Here is a 14,599-nt window from a genome sequence, read left to right as displayed (position 1 = left end):
ACCGCGGGCGCGACCGTCGCGGCACATCGATACAAGGCGGATCGGCAAAAGCCATGTTCATCCAGATTGCGGATCATCTGGTCCATTGCGTCGTCGAGGGTCCGCAGGATGCGCCGCCGCTGGTGCTGCTGCACTCCATCGGCACCACCCAGCATGTCTGGGACCCGCAGGCCCCGGCCCTGGCGCGGTGCTTCCGCGTCATCCGCCCCGACATGCGCGGCCACGGCCTCACCGGCGTGACGCCGGGCGACCACACGATGCAGGGGCTGGCGCGGGACGTGGTGGCGCTGCTCGACGCGCTGGGCATCGCGCGCGCGCATGTGGCGGGGCTGTCCATCGGCGGGCGCATCGCGCTGCAGCTGGCGGCGGACTTCCCGGAGCGCGTCGCCTCCCTGCTGCTGATCGGCGCCGCGCTGGAGTACCCGGACCCTGCCACCTGGCAGGCGCGCATCGACGCCGTGCGGGCCGAGGGCACGCAGGTGCTGGCCGATGCCGTGATGCCGCGCTGGGTGTCGCAGCCCGACGCGCCCTCCGGCCTCGGCCTGCGCACCATGCTGCTGCGCACCGACGCGGAGGGCTATGCCGGCGCCGCCGCCGCCCTGCGCGACGCGCGCGCCGCCGGGGTGGAGGGCCGCGTGCGCGCCCCCACCACCCTGCTGGTGGGCGAGCTGGACCCGGCCTCGCCCATCGCGGCGGCCGAGGCGCTGCGCGACGGCATCCCCGGCGCCGGCCTCGTCGTTCTGCCAGGGATGCGGCACATCCCGAACTACGAGGCGGCGGAGACGGTGACGGCGGCGATGCTGGCGCATCTCGGCGCCCTGGCCGCGCCCGCGCCGGACCCGCTGGAGGCGGGCCTCGCCGTGCGCCGCGCCGTGCTGGGGGAGGCGCATGTGGCGCGCGCCAGCGCCGCCGTCACGGCGCTGGACGCGCCCTTCCAGGACTATATCACCCGCAACGTCTGGGGGCAGATCTGGACCCGCCCCGGCCTCTCCCGCCACGCGCGCAGCCTGCTGACGCTCGCCATGATGGCAGCCCTCGGCCGGCATGAGGAGTTCGTGCTGCATGTGAAGGCCACGCGCCAGACCGGCGTGACGCCGGAGGAGTTGGCCGAGCTGCTGCTGCAGGTGGGCGCCTATGCCGGCGTGCCGGTGGCCAATCACGCGCTGAAGCTCGCCAAGGAGACGCTGCGCGCCATGGAGGAAGCGACATGACCGAAAGCCCGGCCGGCTACCGCCGGCCCCGGCCCGGCACCCAGCCGGGCTACGACGTGCCGGATTACGGCAGCACGCGGCTGCGCCACCCCGTGCGCCCGCTGCTGCGCGTGCCGCACGGCCCCACCGAGACCACCGCGCCGGCGATGAGCCCGGCCCTCTACGCGCCGATGCCCGACATGACGCGCCATGCCGGCGGCGAGGCGGTGGGCGAGCGCATCATTGTCGCCGGCCGGGTGCTGGACGAGGATGGCCGCCCGCTCCGCGGCACCATGCTGGAGATCTGGCAGGCCAACGCCGCCGGCCGCTACGCCCACCCGGGCGACACGCACGACGCGCCGCTCGATCCGCATTTCTCCGGCCAGGCGCGGGTGTTCACCGACGAGGAAGGCTGGTACCGCTACACCACCATCCGCCCCGGCGCCTACCCGTGGGGCAACCACCACAATGCCTGGCGCCCGGTGCACATCCACTACAGCCTGTTCGGCGCCGGCTTCGCGCAGCGGCTGATCACCCAGATGTACTTCCCCGGCGACCCGCTGCTGCCGCTCGACCCCATCTTCAACGCGACGCCCGATGCCGCCGCGCGGGAGCGGCTCGTGGCGCGCTTCGACCTCGGCATCACCCAGCCGAACCACGCGCTGGGCTACCGGTTCGATATCGTGCTCCGTGGCCGTGCCGCGACGCCCTTCGAGGAGGACCACCCGGAATGAGCGGCGCGCGCGCCACCGCCAGCCAGACCGCCGGCCCCTACTGGCACCTGATCGACCATCCCGAATGGGCCGACCTGCTGCGTGCCGACGGGCCGAATGCCGGCCTCGCCACCAGCCGCATCGAGCTGGCCGGGCGCATCGCCGACGGCGCCGGCAGCCCGGTGACGGATGCGATGGTGGAGATCTGGCAGGCCGACGCGGATGGCCGCTACGACGGCGCCTTCCACGGCTTCGGCCGCTGCGCCACCGACCGCGAGGGGCGCTACCGCTTCGTCACGCTGCGCCCCGGCCCGGTGCCGGCGGCCGGCGGCGGCAATGGCTGGCAGGCGCCGCATGTGGCACTCTCCATCTTCGCCCGCGGGCTGCTGAAGCCGCTCGTCACCCGCCTCTACTTCGCGGGCGAGGCGCTGAACGAGACCGACCCGCTGCTCGCCGCCATCGCCGAGCCGGAGCGCCGCGCCACCCTGATCGCCCGCCCCGAGGGCGCGGCGCGCTGGGTGCTCGACCTCCGCCTGCAGGGCGAGGGCGAAACCGTGTTCCTGGAGATCTGAGCCGCATGCTTTCCGTCAACCCAGCCGATGGCGCCGTGCTCTCCGTCCTCTACGGCACCGATGCCATGCGGGCGGTGATCGGCGAGCGGGCCTTCATCGGGCAGATGCTGGCGGTGGAGGCGGCGCTGGCCCGCGCCCAGGCGCGGCTCGGCATCATCCCCGAGGAAGCCGCCACGGCCATCGCCGAGGTGGCCTCGATCGAGAAGCTGGACCTGCCGGCGCTGGCGCGCGCCACGCGCAACACCGGCTACCCGGTGGTGGGGCTGGTCAAGCAGCTCTCGTTGCTCGCCGGCACCGAGGCGGGGCGCTGGACCCATTGGGGCGCCACCACCCAGGACATCATGGACACCGCCATCGTGCTCCAGCTGCGCGAGGCCTTCGCGCTGCTGGGCGCCGACCTGGACCGGCTGAACCAGGCGCTGGCCCGGCAGGCGCGGGAGCACCGCGGGCTGGTGATGGCGGGGCGCACCCACCTGCAGCACGCGCTGCCCGTCACCTTCGGCTACAAATGCGCCATCTGGCTCTCGCCGCTGATCACCATGCGGGAGCGGCTGGACCAGCTGCTGCCGCGCCTGCTGAAGGTGCAGTTCGGCGGCGCCGCCGGCACCCTCGCCTCGCTGGGCGGGCGTGGGCTGGAGGTGGCGGAGGCGCTGGCGGAGGAGCTCGGCCTCGCCATGCCGGACGCGCCCTGGCATGTCGCGCGCGACACCATGGCGGAGGCCGTCTGCTTCCTCGGCCTGCTCACCGGCGCGCTCTCCAAGCTCGCCACGGACGTGATGCTGCTGATGCAGAGCGAGGTGGCGGAGGTGTTCGAGCCGCACGCACCGGGGCGCGGCGGCTCCTCCACCATGCCGCAGAAGCGCAACCCGATCGCCTGCGAATACGTGCTGGCGCAGGCGCGTGGCGTGCACGCGCTGGTGCCGCAGATGCTCGGCGCCATGGCGGTGGACCAGGAGCGCGGCACCGGCCCCTGGCAGGCCGAGCCGCTGGCCCTGCCGCAGGCCTTCACCCTGGCGCATGGCGCGCTGGCCCAGGCCGTCACCATCGCCGAGGGGCTGACGGTGGATGGCGCCCGGATGCGCCGCAACCTCGATGCCAGCGGCGGCCTCATCATGGCCGAGGCGGTGATGATGGCGCTGGCCGAGCTGATCGGCCGCGGCACGGCGCATGATGCGGTGCACCATGCCTGCGACGTGGCCCTGGCGGATTCCATCCCGCTGGCCGAGGCGCTGCGCCGCGACGAATGCATCAGCGCGGCGCTCGACGAGGCGGCCATCGCCCGGCTGACCGAGCCGGCCAACTATCTGGGCGCGACGGACGCCTTCATCGACCGGGTGCTGCAACGGCTCGACCCGTAGCCACCGCCGGGGAGGGAGAAGGGCTTCCCCTCCCCCGGCCGCAGGCTCAAGGCTTCCGCACGGGCACCTGCTCGAGGCGGAGCTGCGGGGTCTGGCCGCCTTCCCAGGCATTGGCGCCGGGGGCCACCTCCGGCACCGGGATCTCGGCGCGGGCGCGGCGCTTCGCCGCCGTGTCGATGCCCAGCTTCTCGTCCCGCGCCGCGAGCTTCGCCGGGTCGAGCTGGCCGTCGGCGGTGTAGCCCATCATCAGCCGCGGGATGCCGAGCGGCAGGGCGTCGCCACGGTCCACCTGCCAGGTGTGCCAGGTCTTGCCGTAGGTGGTGGAGAGCTGGCGCATCGCCACCGTCTCCACCGCCTCCGGCACGCCGGGCATGGCCAGCTGGCCGGAGGTGGTCTCGTAGTGGTGGCTGTGCCAGAGCGGCTTCTCCTCCTCCGGCAATTCGCGGAACAGCCGCTCCGAGACGATGTACTCGATGCCGATCAGCCGCGCCCCTTCCTCGTTGCTGTCGAAGATGACGCACTGGTGCATCTCCTCGGTCAGGTGGGTGCAGTAGTGGTGCGCCTCGACCGGGCGGCCCGCCTCGTCGGCGTAGAAGTGGAAGCCGTTCAGGTAGAGGTCCATGGCGTTCAGCGGCGCCTTGGCCTGCAGCAGCGCCGCCCCCGCGCCGAGCGCCCGGCTGCGGGTGGAGGGCGGCCCGCCCGGCACCTCCGGCGCCGCCGCGTGCTGGGCGCGCGCCTGGCCGCAGGCGCAGAGCAGGGCGCCGGCCCCGGCCGCCAGGCTGGCGCCGAAGGCGCGGCGGCCCGTCGGTGATTTCAGGCGGTTCATGGTATCCTCCCGGTCCGTGGCGATGGGGGCGGAACCGGGCGGGCACGCGCTCGTTCCCGCCTCCGGGCCAGGGCCGGGCTTGGCCCGGGGTGGAAAACCGGGCTATCCCGGAAGCCAGACCCATGGCCCGGGAGGGATGCCCAACGATGAAGCCCGTGTTCCTCCTCGCCCTGCTGGCAGTCCTGCCGGGCTGCAACGCCGTGCTCTCGGAAGGCTCGGCCGACCTCGCCGGCATCGGCGGCGCCGCCCTGGCCGACGCGGTGACGGACAATGGCGCGGTGGCCGCCGGCATCGGCATCGGCGTGCAGTCGGCGGCGCGGGCGGGGCTGCAATACACCCAGCGCCGCCTGCAGCGCGCCGAGCAGGACAGCATCGCCAGCGCCGCCGGGCCGCTGCCGGCGGGCCGCGTGGCGCGCTGGTCGATCGCCCACAGCCTGCCCATCGCCGAGGACCGCGCGGGGCAGGTGACGGTCAGCCGCGAGATCGGCGCCCTCTCGCTGCGCTGCCGCGAGATCGTCTTCTCGGTGGAGGCCGAGAAGCAGGCGGCCGATTTCTACACCGCCATCATCTGCCAGAACGGCACGCGCTGGAAATGGGCCAGCGCCGAGCCGGCCACCGAGCGCTGGGGGGCGCTGCAGTGAGGCGCCTTTCCCTGGCGGCGCTGCCGCTGGGCGCGCTGCTGCTGGGCGGCTGCGACCTGATCGGCGGCATCGCCGGCGGCGTCTCGGGCGCCACCACCGGCGCCGTCACCGCCAACCCGGCGGTGGGCTACGCGGTGGGCCTCGGCGTCCGCTCCGCCACCAACGCCGCCATCGGCGGCTGGATGCGCGGGCTGAAGCGGGACGAGCAGGACGCCATCGCCCGCGCCGCCGGCGAGATGGCGCCGGGCGAGAGCCGCCCCTGGCAGATCGCCCACGAGCTGCCCTTCGGCTACAGCGACGCCGCCGGACAGCTCCAGGTGACGCGGGTGATCGACACGCCGCTGGCCGCCTGCCGCGAGGTGCTGTTCTCGGTGGCCGGCGACAAGCCGGAGGCGCCGCCCGAGGGGCTGTTCGTCGCCACCGCCTGCCGCCAGGCGGAGGGCTGGAAATGGGCCAGCGCGGAGCCGGCGGTCGATCGCTGGGGCGCGTTGCAGTAAACGCCCCCGGCCGGAAAGGCCAAGCTTGGCAGGGGGTGGAAACACCGCCATATCCGCCCCCACCGATGCGAACATTGCCGGAACCTTTTGCAAGCTGGTTCGCCGCGCGCGGCTGGCGCCCCCGCCCGCACCAGCTGGCCATGCTGGCGGCCGCCGAGGCGGGGGAATCCGCCCTGCTGGTGGCCCCCACCGGCGGCGGCAAGACGCTGGCCGGCTTCCTGCCCAGCCTGGCCGGCCTGCACCGCGCGGCCCGGGCCGGCACCCCGCATGAGGGGCTGCACACGCTCTACATCTCGCCGCTGAAGGCGCTGGCGGTGGACATCGCCCGCAACCTGACGGCGCCGGTCGAGGAGATGGGCCTCGATATCCGCATCGAGACCCGCACCGGCGACACCCCCGCCAACCGCCGCGCCCGCCAGCGCGCCGAGCCGCCACACATTTTGCTCACCACGCCGGAGAGCCTGACCCTGCTGCTCTCCCTGCCCGAGGCGGCGGCGATGTTCGGCAATCTCGAATGCGCCGTGGTGGACGAGGTGCACGCCCTGGCCGGCGGCAAGCGCGGCGACCAGCTGGCGCTCTGCCTGGCGCGGCTCTCCACCCTGGCGCCACGGCTGCGCCGCGTCGGCCTTTCCGCCACCGTGGCGCACCCGGAGGCCATCGCCGCCTGGGTGGCGCCGGACGCCCGGCCCGAAAGCGTGCGGCTGGTGCGCGCCACCGGCGGCGCCGCGCCGGCGCTCGACGTCATCCTCCCCGAGGGGCGGCTGCCCTGGGGCGGCCATATGGGGCTGGCCTCGATGCCCGAGGTCTATGCCCGGCTGCGCGCGGCGGCGGTGAGCATCGTCTTCGTCAACACCCGCGCCCAGGCGGAGCTGGCCTTCCAGGCGCTGTGGCGGCTGAACGAGGAGAACCTGCCCATCGCGCTGCACCACGGCTCGCTCACCGTCGAGCAGCGCCGCAAGGTGGAGGCGGCGATGGCGGCGGGGAAGCTGCGCGCCGTGGTCGCCACCGCCTCGCTCGACCTCGGCATCGACTGGGGCGCGGTGGACCAGGTGATCCAGGTCGGCGCGCCCAAGGGCGTGGCGCGGCTGCTGCAGCGCGTGGGCCGCGCCAACCACCGCATGGACGAGGCCAGCCGCGCCGCGCTGGTGCCGGCCAACCGCTTCGAGGTGATCGAGTGCCGCGCCGCCGTGCAGGCCGTGGCCGCCGGCGAGGTGGATGGCGACCCGCCCCGCCCCGGGGGGCTCGACGTGCTGGCCCAGCACATCCTGGCCATGGCCTGCCACGCCCCCTTCCACCCCGACGACCTCTATGCCGAGGTGACCCGCGCCGCACCCTACGCCGCCCTCGCCCGCCAGGATTTCGACGACGTGCTGCGCTTCGTCGCGGATGGCGGCTACGCCCTCTCCGGCTATGAGCGGTTCCGCAAGCTGTTCCAGGACGCCGAGGGGCTGGTCCATGTGCGCGGGCCCCAGGTGGCGCGGCAGCTGCGGATGAACCTCGGCACCATCGTCGAGACGCCGCTGATGAAGGTGCGGCTGCGCGGCGGCCCGGTGCTGGGCGAGGTGGAGGAATGGTTCGTCTCCACCCTGGAGCCGGGGCACACCTTCATCTTCGGCGGCCAGGTGCTGCGCTACGAGGCGCTCGATGTCAGTGCCGTCATCGTCAGCCGCGGCGGCGAGGGCGAGCCGCGCGTGCCCGCCTATGCCGGCAGCCGGCTGCCGCTCTCCACCCACCTCGCCCGCCGGGTGCGCGGCATCCTGGCCGATCCGCGCCAGTGGCGGGCCCTGCCCGCGCCCGTGCGGGACTGGCTGAAGCTCCAGGCCCACGCCTCCGAGCTGCCCCCCGCCGAAGGGCTACTGATAGAAAGCTTCCCGCGCGGCGGGCGGTGGTTCACCGTGGCCTACTGCTTCGAGGGGCGGCTGGCGCACCAGACGCTGGGCATGCTCGTCACCAAGCGGATGGAGCGGCTGGGGCTCGGCCCGCTCGGCTTCCTGGCCACCGACTATGTGGTGGCCACATGGTCCGCCTTTCCCGTGGCCGACGCCGCTGCCCTCTTCACCGAGGACCTGCTCGGCGAGGAGCTGGAGGAATGGATCGCCGACAGCTCCATGCTGCGCCGCACCTTCCGCAACATCGCCACCATCGCCGGGCTGCTGGAGAAGAACCACCCCGGCCAGGAGAAGTCCGGCCGGCAGATGACCATGGGCGCCGACCTCATCTACGACGTGCTGCGCCGCCACCAGCCGGACCACATCCTGCTGCGCGCGACGCGCGCCGAGGCGGCGGCGGGGCTCACCGATGTCGGCCGCATCGGCGCGCTGCTGGCGCGCATCCAGGGGCGCATCCGCCATGTGGAGCTGGAGCGCGTCTCGCCGCTCGCCGTGCCGGCGCTGATCGAGGAGGGGCGGGAATGGGTGTCGGGCACCGCCGAGGACACGCTGCTGGCCGAGGCAGAGGCGCTGGTGGAGGAGGCAACCGAGGGCGCCGAGCACTTCACCGGCACGCTGGGGCTGGAGATGCTGGACCCCCACCCCACGCCCCGCCCGCCCCGGGAGCCACGCGGGGCGCGCCGCCCGCCGCGCTACGCCCGGCAGAAGCTGCGCCACGGCGCGCATTGAGCGCCGCATCGGCGCCCGCGCCCCAAAACGCCCCTTCCCGCCCCGCCCTCCGTCCGGTAACGCAGTTGAAGCAATGATTTCCGCTCCCTTGCATCTGGCTGGCGAACGCCTGGCCCTCGATCCGGCCGGCGCGCTCTTCTGGCCGGCGCAACAGCTGCTCGTGCTCTCGGACCTGCATCTGGAGAAGGGCAGCCACTTCGCCGCGCGCGGCCAGCTGGTGCCGCCCTACGACACGCGGGAGACGCTGGCGCGGCTGGCGGCGCTGCTGCGGCGCTACGGCCCGGCGCATCTGGTCTTCCTGGGCGACAGCTTCCACGACGCCGCCGGCGCCGCCCGCCTGCACGCCACGGACCGCGCCACGCTGCTGCACCTGCTGGCGGGGCGGCGGGTGAGCTGGGTGCTGGGCAACCACGACCCGCTGCCGCCCGAGGCGCTGCCCGGCGAGGCGGTGGAGGAGCTTTCCCTCGGCCCGTTGCTGTTCCGGCACGAGGGGCAGCCCGGCGCCCGCCCCGGCGAGGTCAGCGGCCACTTCCACCCCCGCGCCGCCATGCCCACGCGCTGCGGCCCGGTGGAGCGCCCCTGCTTCCTCGCCGATGCGCGGCGGCTGCTGATGCCGGCCTTCGGCGCCTATACGGGCGGTCTCTCCATCACCGCGCCGCCCGTGGCGGCGCTGTTCCCGCGCGGGGGCCGTGCCTTCCTGCTGGGGAAGGAGCGGCTGTTCAGCTTCGCCGTCGGCCCGATGAAGCACCTCGCGGCCCTCTCCAAGACGCGGCCCGAGCCCACATCGGTGCCATGACCGAGACACCCCCCACCCTGCTCTGGCTGCGCCACGATCTGCGCCTGGCCGACAACCCCGCCCTGCATGCCGCCGCGGACGGCCCGGTGCTGCCCGTCTATATCCTGGACGATGCCGCCGCCGGGCGCTGGGCGCCGGGCGGCGCGCATCGCTGGTGGCTGCATCACAGCCTCGCCGCCCTCGCCGCCGCGCTGGAGCGGGCCGGCGCGCCGCTGCTGCTGCTGCGCGGCGAGGCCGCCACGCTGATCCCGCGCCTCGCCGCCGCGACCGGCGCGAGGACGGTGCAGGCGGGGCGCCTCTACGCGCCCTGGGCGCGCGCGCGGGACGAGGCGGTGGCGAAGGCGCTGGAGGCCGAGGGCCGCACGCTGGCGCTGCACAATTCCGGCCTGCTGGTGGAGCCGGAGCGCATCCGCACCCAGCAGGGCAAGCCCTACGCGGTCTACACCCCCTTCTCGCGCGCCGTCATGGCGCTGGGCGACCCGCCGCCGCCCATCCCGGCGCCGGGCCGGCTGAAGGGCGTGAAGCACCCCTGCCAGGGCGAGAAGCTGGCCGGCCTCGGCCTGCTGCCCCGGCAGCCGGACTGGGCCGCCGCCTTCCCCGAGTACTGGACCCCCGGCGAGGATGGCGCCGGGGCCCGGCTGCGCGACTTCGTGGACGGCATCGCCGAGGGCTATGACCGCGCGCGCGACTTCCCCGGCGAGGACGGCACCTCCCGCCTCTCGCCGCACCTGCACTGGGGCGAGATCTCGCCGCGCCAGGCCTGGCACGCGGCGGGCGGCATCGGCGACACGACGGCCCGGCAGACCTTCCGCAAGGAGCTGGTCTGGCGCGAATTCGCCCACCACGTGCTGTGGCACAACCCGGCCCTGCCGGAGCAGCCGCTGCGCGCCGAATACGCGAAATTCCCCTACCAGCCGGACCCGGCGCTGCTGCGCGCCTGGCAGCGGGGCCAGACGGGCTACCCCATCGTCGATGCCGGCATGCGCCAGCTCTGGCGGCATGGCTGGATGCACAACCGGGTGCGGATGATCGTCGGCAGCCTGCTGGTGAAGCACCTGCTGCAGCCCTGGTGGGACGGCGCCGCCTGGTTCTGGGACACGCTGGTGGATGGCGACCTGGCCAACAACAGCCTGAACTGGCAGTGGATTGCCGGCAGCGGGGTGGATGCCGCGCCCTATTTCCGCATCTACAACCCGATCATGCAGGGCGAGAAGTTCGACGCCGGCGGACAGTATGTCCGCGAATTCGTCCCCGAGCTGGCGAAGCTGCCGGACAGGTGGCTGCACCGCCCCTGGGAGGCGCCCGCCGAGGTGCTGCGCGGCGCCGGCGTGGCGCTGGGCCGGACCTACCCCAACCCGGTGGTCGATCACGAGGCCGGGCGCGCCCGTGCCCTGGCCGCCCTGAGATCGTTGAAAGGGGTGGAATGACGCTCTCCGCCACCGCGCTGCTGCCCCGGATCCGGAACGACTACGCAGGGCTGCGCGTGGTGGGGGACGTGCATGGCGACGCCCGCGCCTTCGCCGCCGCCATCGAGGGGGCGGCGGAAAAGCGGCTCTTCGTCCTCCAGCTCGGCGACCTGACCGACCGGGGGCCGGACAATCCGGCCACGCTGCGCATGGCCTGCGACCTGCTCGATGCCGGGCGCGGCCTGTTCATCCTGGGCAACCACGACCACAAGCTGCGCCGTGCCCTGGCCGGCGCCCTGGTGCGGCCGGACCCCGAGGGGCTGGGCGTCACCCTGGCGCAGCTCGAGGCCGCGCCGGACGGGCCGGTGCTGAAGGCCCGCGCGATGGAGGCCATCGGTCAGGCGCCGGCCTGGCTGCGGCTCGGGCCATGGCTGTTCGTGCATGGCGGCTTCCATCCGCGCATGCTGCGCGAACCCTCGCCGCCCGAGGCCGGCACCCACAAGCCGGAGGGGCTGGTGCCGCGCGCGCTCTTCGGCCAGGTGACCAGCCGCACCCGCGCCGATGGCTACCCGGAGCGGCTGCACAACTGGGTGCACCGCATCCCCTCCGGCATCACCGTCTATTGCGGGCACGAGATGCGCAGCCTGGATGGCCGCCCCTATGTGGCGGTGGCCGCCGCCGGCGGCCGGGCGGTGTTCCTCGACACCGGCGCCGGCAAGGGCGGCCACCTCTCCTGGATCGACCTGCCCTGGTAGAACGGGGGTTTCTCCCCCTTTGCTGCAATCGGTTCGGAACAACCGCGCCCTCCCGCGGTTCTATCCCGGATGCCACGGGAGAATGCCGATGCCGGCCCAGACGGACCCTGAAGCCGTTCTGCGGTTGGCGGAGGAGGAGTTGCATGTCGAGGCGCGCCGGCGCGAGACAGGCCGCGTGCGCGTCTCGGTCCGCACCGGGACCATAACGGAGGAGGTCGGGCAAAGCCTGCGCAGCAGCCATGCGAGCGTGGAGCGTGTGCCGGTCGACCGTGAAATCCAGGAGGTTCCGCCGACGCGGGAAGTGGATGGCGTCCTGATCATTCCGGTGGTCGAGGAGGTGCTGGTCGTCGAGAAACGGCTGGTGCTGCGCGAAGAGATCCATCTCCGCATGGACGAGACGGAGGAATGGGTGCGGCAACCCGTCGAGCGGCGGGTTCAGCATGCCGTTGTCGAACGGCTGGCACCCGAAGCGGACGATTCCTCCATCGACCCGGGCAAAGACATCTCGTGACGAATTGGCGATCTGAGGAGAAGCCCATGACCTGCACCATTACCGGCCTTTTCGACACCCGCGAGGCGGCGCAGCACGTCGTCGACCACCTGACCAGCCATGATGGGGTGGACCGCAATCTTGTCCGCATCCATGGCCGGGAAGAGCAAGCTGCCACGGGGACCATGCAGGGCGAGGAGGACCAGGGCGTCTGGGCATCCCTGAAGAACCTCTTCATGCCGGACGAGGACCGCTACGCCTATTCCGAGGGCATTCGCCGCGGCGGCATCGTCGTCTCGGTGGAAGTGGCCGACGAACAGGTGGACCACGCCATGGACGTGTTCGAGAGCAATGGCGCCGTGGATCTCGACTCGCGTGAGGTCGAGTGGCGGGGCAGCGGCTGGAGCGGCTACAACGCCGGCACCTCCGCCTCCACGCCGAGCATGACCTCCGTGCCGGGCGGTGTCGGCATCGCCTCCGGCGCCGGCATGGGCGGTGGCGCGGTTGCGGCGGGCGGTGACGCGGTCGCCGCGGGCGGCATCGCGGGCCTCACCGGCAGCGACCAGGCCGGCAGCGATCGGGCCGGCAGCGACCGGATCGGTAGCGGCGGGACCGGCAGCGACCTGCCGCAGACGAGGCGGGATGCCGCCGTCCTGGGCGGCGAGCGCGACGTGATCCCGGTGGTCGAGGAGCAGCTTCGCGTCGGCAAGCGCGAGACGGAGCGGGGCCGGGTGCGCGTGCGTTCCTACGTGGTCGAGACCCAGGCGACCGAGCAGGTCTCCCTCCGCGACGAGCATGTCAACGTCGAGCGCCATGCCGTGGACCGCCCCCTCACCGATGCCGATGACGCCTTCCGCGAGCGTACCATCGAGGCGGTCGAGCATGGCGAGGAGGCGGTCGTTTCCAAGGAGGCCCGGGTCGTCGAGGAGATCTCGCTGAGCAAGGATGCCAGCCAGCGCCAGGAGACGGTGCACGAGAACCTGCGCCGCCAGGAGGTGGAGGTGGAAGACGACCGCTCCGGCACGACGAGCCCGATGCCGCGTAACCCCGCCTGATACCGCGACCTCCGGGGGCGGGGCGGCCGGCTCAGGGCACGGCCAGCCCGTGCCGGTCCCGCTTGCGGAGTGCCGCGGCGAGGCGCCTATCCTCCTGGCGAGGCCTCGTGCAGCGCCGCATCCGCCGCCCCGGCTGCTGGGGCGGCGCTGGCATGCGTCCCCACCATTCCGTGCATGAACCACGCAGGGCGGTGCCGCCCTGGGTGGTTTCCTTCCACCGGCTCCTTCCCTTCCAGCGCCGCCCGCGCCTCCCGCGGCGATGGACGCGACACACCCGGCGCCCTGGCCAGGTTGCGCTCGGGAGCCAGGCGGTCGCCAGGGCACGGGATGCCTTCCAGCATCGGCTTTCCCGGACAGGCGGCGATGGCGGCGGCGAGGGGTGGCGGCCGGATTGGATCAGGAATGGTCGGTATCCGGCAGGTATGGTAAAATCTTTTTGCCATAATCTCCGCGCCGGATGGAACAGGCGCCATCGAGGAGAGCCCCATGCCGCCCGTCACCAACATCGAGGACCTGCGCCGCATCGCACGGCGGCGCATTCCGCGCGCCATCTTCGATTATGCCGACCGCGGCTCCTATGACGAGGCGACGCTGCGCGCCAACCGCGACGACCTCTCGGCCCTCAAGCTGCGCCAGCGGGTGATGATCGACGTCTCCGACCGCAGCACCGCCAGCACCATGCTGGGCGAGCCGGTGGCCATGCCCGTGGCCATCGCCCCCACCGGCCTGACCGGCCTGTTCCACGCCGATGGCGAGATCCATGGCTGCCGCGCGGCGCATGCCTTCGGCATTCCCTTCACCCTCTCCACCATGTCGATCTGCTCGATCGAGGATGTGGCGGAGGCGGTGGGCAAGCCCTTCTGGTTCCAGCTCTACGTGATGCGCGACCGCGGCTTCGCCCGCTCGCTGGTGGAGCGCGCCATCGCGGCCCGGTGTTCGGCGCTGGTGCTGACGCTGGACCTGCAGATCCAGGGCCAGCGGCACCAGGACATCAAGAACGGCCTGGCCGTGCCGCCGAAGCTCACCGTGCGCAACATGCTCGACGTGGCGACCAAGCCGCGCTGGGCGCTGGAAGTGCTGCGCGGCAAGCGCAAGACCTTCGGCAACCTGAACGAGGCGCCGGGCGCCAAGGACGGGATCAACACCCTCTCGCACTGGATCGCCGGGCAGTTCGATCCCTCCCTCTCCTGGAAGGATGTCGCCTGGATCCGCTCCATCTGGCCGGGCAAGCTGATCCTGAAGGGCGTGCTGGACGTGGACGACGCCCGCATCGCCGCCGATACGGGGGCGGATGCGCTGGTCGTCTCCAACCATGGCGGGCGGCAGCTCGACGGCGCCCCCTCCTCCATCTCCGTGCTGCCCGCCATCGCCGAGGCGGTGGGCGACCGGATCGAGGTGATGTTCGACGGCGGCATCCGCTCCGGCCAGGACGTGATGAAGGCGCTGGCCCTCGGCGCCAGGGGCTGCATGATCGGCAAGTCCTGGCTCTACGGGCTGGCGGCGGGCGGCGAGGCGGGCGTCGCCCAGGCGCTGCGGATCATCCGCAAGGAGCTGGATGTCTGCATGGCGCTGACCGGCGTGAAGGACATCCCCGGCATCACGGCCGAGGTGCTGCACGCGCCACGCCGGGGCGATGTGGTGCGCTCCGGCGGCTCGCGGCTGGAAGCGGCGGAGTAGCCGCC

14 protein-coding genes are annotated in these 14,599 nt (G+C 73.3%); 13 read left to right on the top strand and 1 reads right to left on the bottom strand.

The window, feature by feature from the left end; all coding sequences use genetic code 11:
• The first annotated feature begins 53 nt into the window (after positions 1-53).
• From pcaDC to pcaB, 4 genes are read left to right on the top strand one after another with little or no spacing between them, the layout of a single operon-like run.
• On the top strand, positions 54-1,211 hold the full coding sequence (gene pcaDC / locus CR165_RS00630) for a bifunctional 3-oxoadipate enol-lactonase/4-carboxymuconolactone decarboxylase PcaDC (RefSeq protein WP_109515028.1): 1,158 nt from the start codon (positions 54-56) through the stop codon (positions 1,209-1,211).
• Positions 1,208-1,924, top strand: coding sequence for a protocatechuate 3,4-dioxygenase subunit beta (gene pcaH / locus CR165_RS00625; RefSeq protein ID WP_109515027.1), 717 nt, complete (start codon positions 1,208-1,210; stop codon positions 1,922-1,924). The genes pcaDC and pcaH overlap by 4 nt, the downstream gene beginning before the upstream one ends.
• Positions 1,921-2,475, top strand: a complete 555-nt coding sequence (gene pcaG / locus CR165_RS00620; protein WP_109515026.1) for a protocatechuate 3,4-dioxygenase subunit alpha — start codon at positions 1,921-1,923, stop codon at positions 2,473-2,475. The genes pcaH and pcaG overlap by 4 nt, the downstream gene beginning before the upstream one ends.
• 5 nt (positions 2,476-2,480) lie before the next feature.
• Positions 2,481-3,833 (top strand): 3-carboxy-cis,cis-muconate cycloisomerase, encoded by a 1,353-nt coding sequence (pcaB, locus tag CR165_RS00615; RefSeq protein ID WP_109515025.1) that lies wholly within the window; start codon positions 2,481-2,483, stop codon positions 3,831-3,833.
• 46 nt (positions 3,834-3,879) lie between these two features.
• On the opposite strand, the gene CR165_RS00610 is transcribed toward pcaB, so the two are convergent.
• Complete coding sequence (locus CR165_RS00610; protein WP_109515024.1) at positions 3,880-4,659, bottom strand: OBAP family protein; 780 nt, start codon at positions 4,657-4,659, stop codon at positions 3,880-3,882.
• Positions 4,660-4,805: 146 nt separating this feature from the next.
• On the opposite strand from CR165_RS00610, the gene CR165_RS00605 reads away from it, so the two are divergent.
• The 9 genes from CR165_RS00605 to CR165_RS00565 all read left to right on the top strand — a co-directional run bounded on the left by CR165_RS00605 (position 4,806) and on the right by CR165_RS00565 (position 14,594).
• Positions 4,806-5,300: a hypothetical protein gene (locus CR165_RS00605; RefSeq protein ID WP_181377954.1), complete on the top strand. Its 495-nt coding sequence runs from the start codon at positions 4,806-4,808 to the stop codon at positions 5,298-5,300.
• Positions 5,297-5,797: a hypothetical protein gene (locus tag CR165_RS00600; protein ID WP_245906029.1), complete on the top strand. Its 501-nt coding sequence runs from the start codon at positions 5,297-5,299 to the stop codon at positions 5,795-5,797. Before CR165_RS00605 ends, CR165_RS00600 begins: the two co-directional genes overlap by 4 nt.
• A gap of 65 nt (positions 5,798-5,862) precedes the next feature.
• Positions 5,863-8,415, top strand: coding sequence for a ligase-associated DNA damage response DEXH box helicase (locus CR165_RS00595; RefSeq protein WP_109515021.1), 2,553 nt, complete (start codon positions 5,863-5,865; stop codon positions 8,413-8,415).
• A gap of 88 nt (positions 8,416-8,503) precedes the next feature.
• Positions 8,504-9,211, top strand: coding sequence for a ligase-associated DNA damage response endonuclease PdeM (gene pdeM / locus CR165_RS00590; protein WP_367604193.1), 708 nt, complete (start codon positions 8,504-8,506; stop codon positions 9,209-9,211).
• Positions 9,208-10,638, top strand: a complete 1,431-nt coding sequence (locus CR165_RS00585) for a cryptochrome/photolyase family protein (protein ID WP_109515019.1) — start codon at positions 9,208-9,210, stop codon at positions 10,636-10,638. Before pdeM ends, CR165_RS00585 begins: the two co-directional genes overlap by 4 nt.
• Positions 10,635-11,372 (top strand): metallophosphoesterase, encoded by a 738-nt coding sequence (locus CR165_RS00580; protein ID WP_109515018.1) that lies wholly within the window; start codon positions 10,635-10,637, stop codon positions 11,370-11,372. The genes CR165_RS00585 and CR165_RS00580 overlap by 4 nt, the downstream gene beginning before the upstream one ends.
• Before the next feature lie 88 nt (positions 11,373-11,460).
• Positions 11,461-11,883 carry a DUF2382 domain-containing protein gene (locus tag CR165_RS00575; protein ID WP_109515449.1) on the top strand — a complete coding sequence of 141 codons (423 nt, stop codon included), beginning with the start codon at positions 11,461-11,463 and terminating at the stop codon, positions 11,881-11,883.
• A 26-nt stretch (positions 11,884-11,909) separates the two neighbouring features.
• A complete protein-coding gene (locus tag CR165_RS00570) occupies positions 11,910-12,917 on the top strand; it encodes a YsnF/AvaK domain-containing protein (protein ID WP_109515017.1) in 1,008 nt (335 codons plus the stop codon).
• A 486-nt stretch (positions 12,918-13,403) separates the two neighbouring features.
• Positions 13,404-14,594, top strand: a complete 1,191-nt coding sequence (locus CR165_RS00565; RefSeq protein WP_109515016.1) for an alpha-hydroxy acid oxidase — start codon at positions 13,404-13,406, stop codon at positions 14,592-14,594.
• Positions 14,595-14,599: the final 5 nt, after the last annotated feature.

This window comes from Teichococcus aestuarii, assembly GCF_003116135.1.
Lineage (GTDB): Bacteria > Pseudomonadota > Alphaproteobacteria > Acetobacterales > Acetobacteraceae > Pseudoroseomonas > Pseudoroseomonas aestuarii.
Note: the sequence above shows the minus strand (reverse complement) of the source record. Positions and strands in the feature narration are given on the sequence as shown.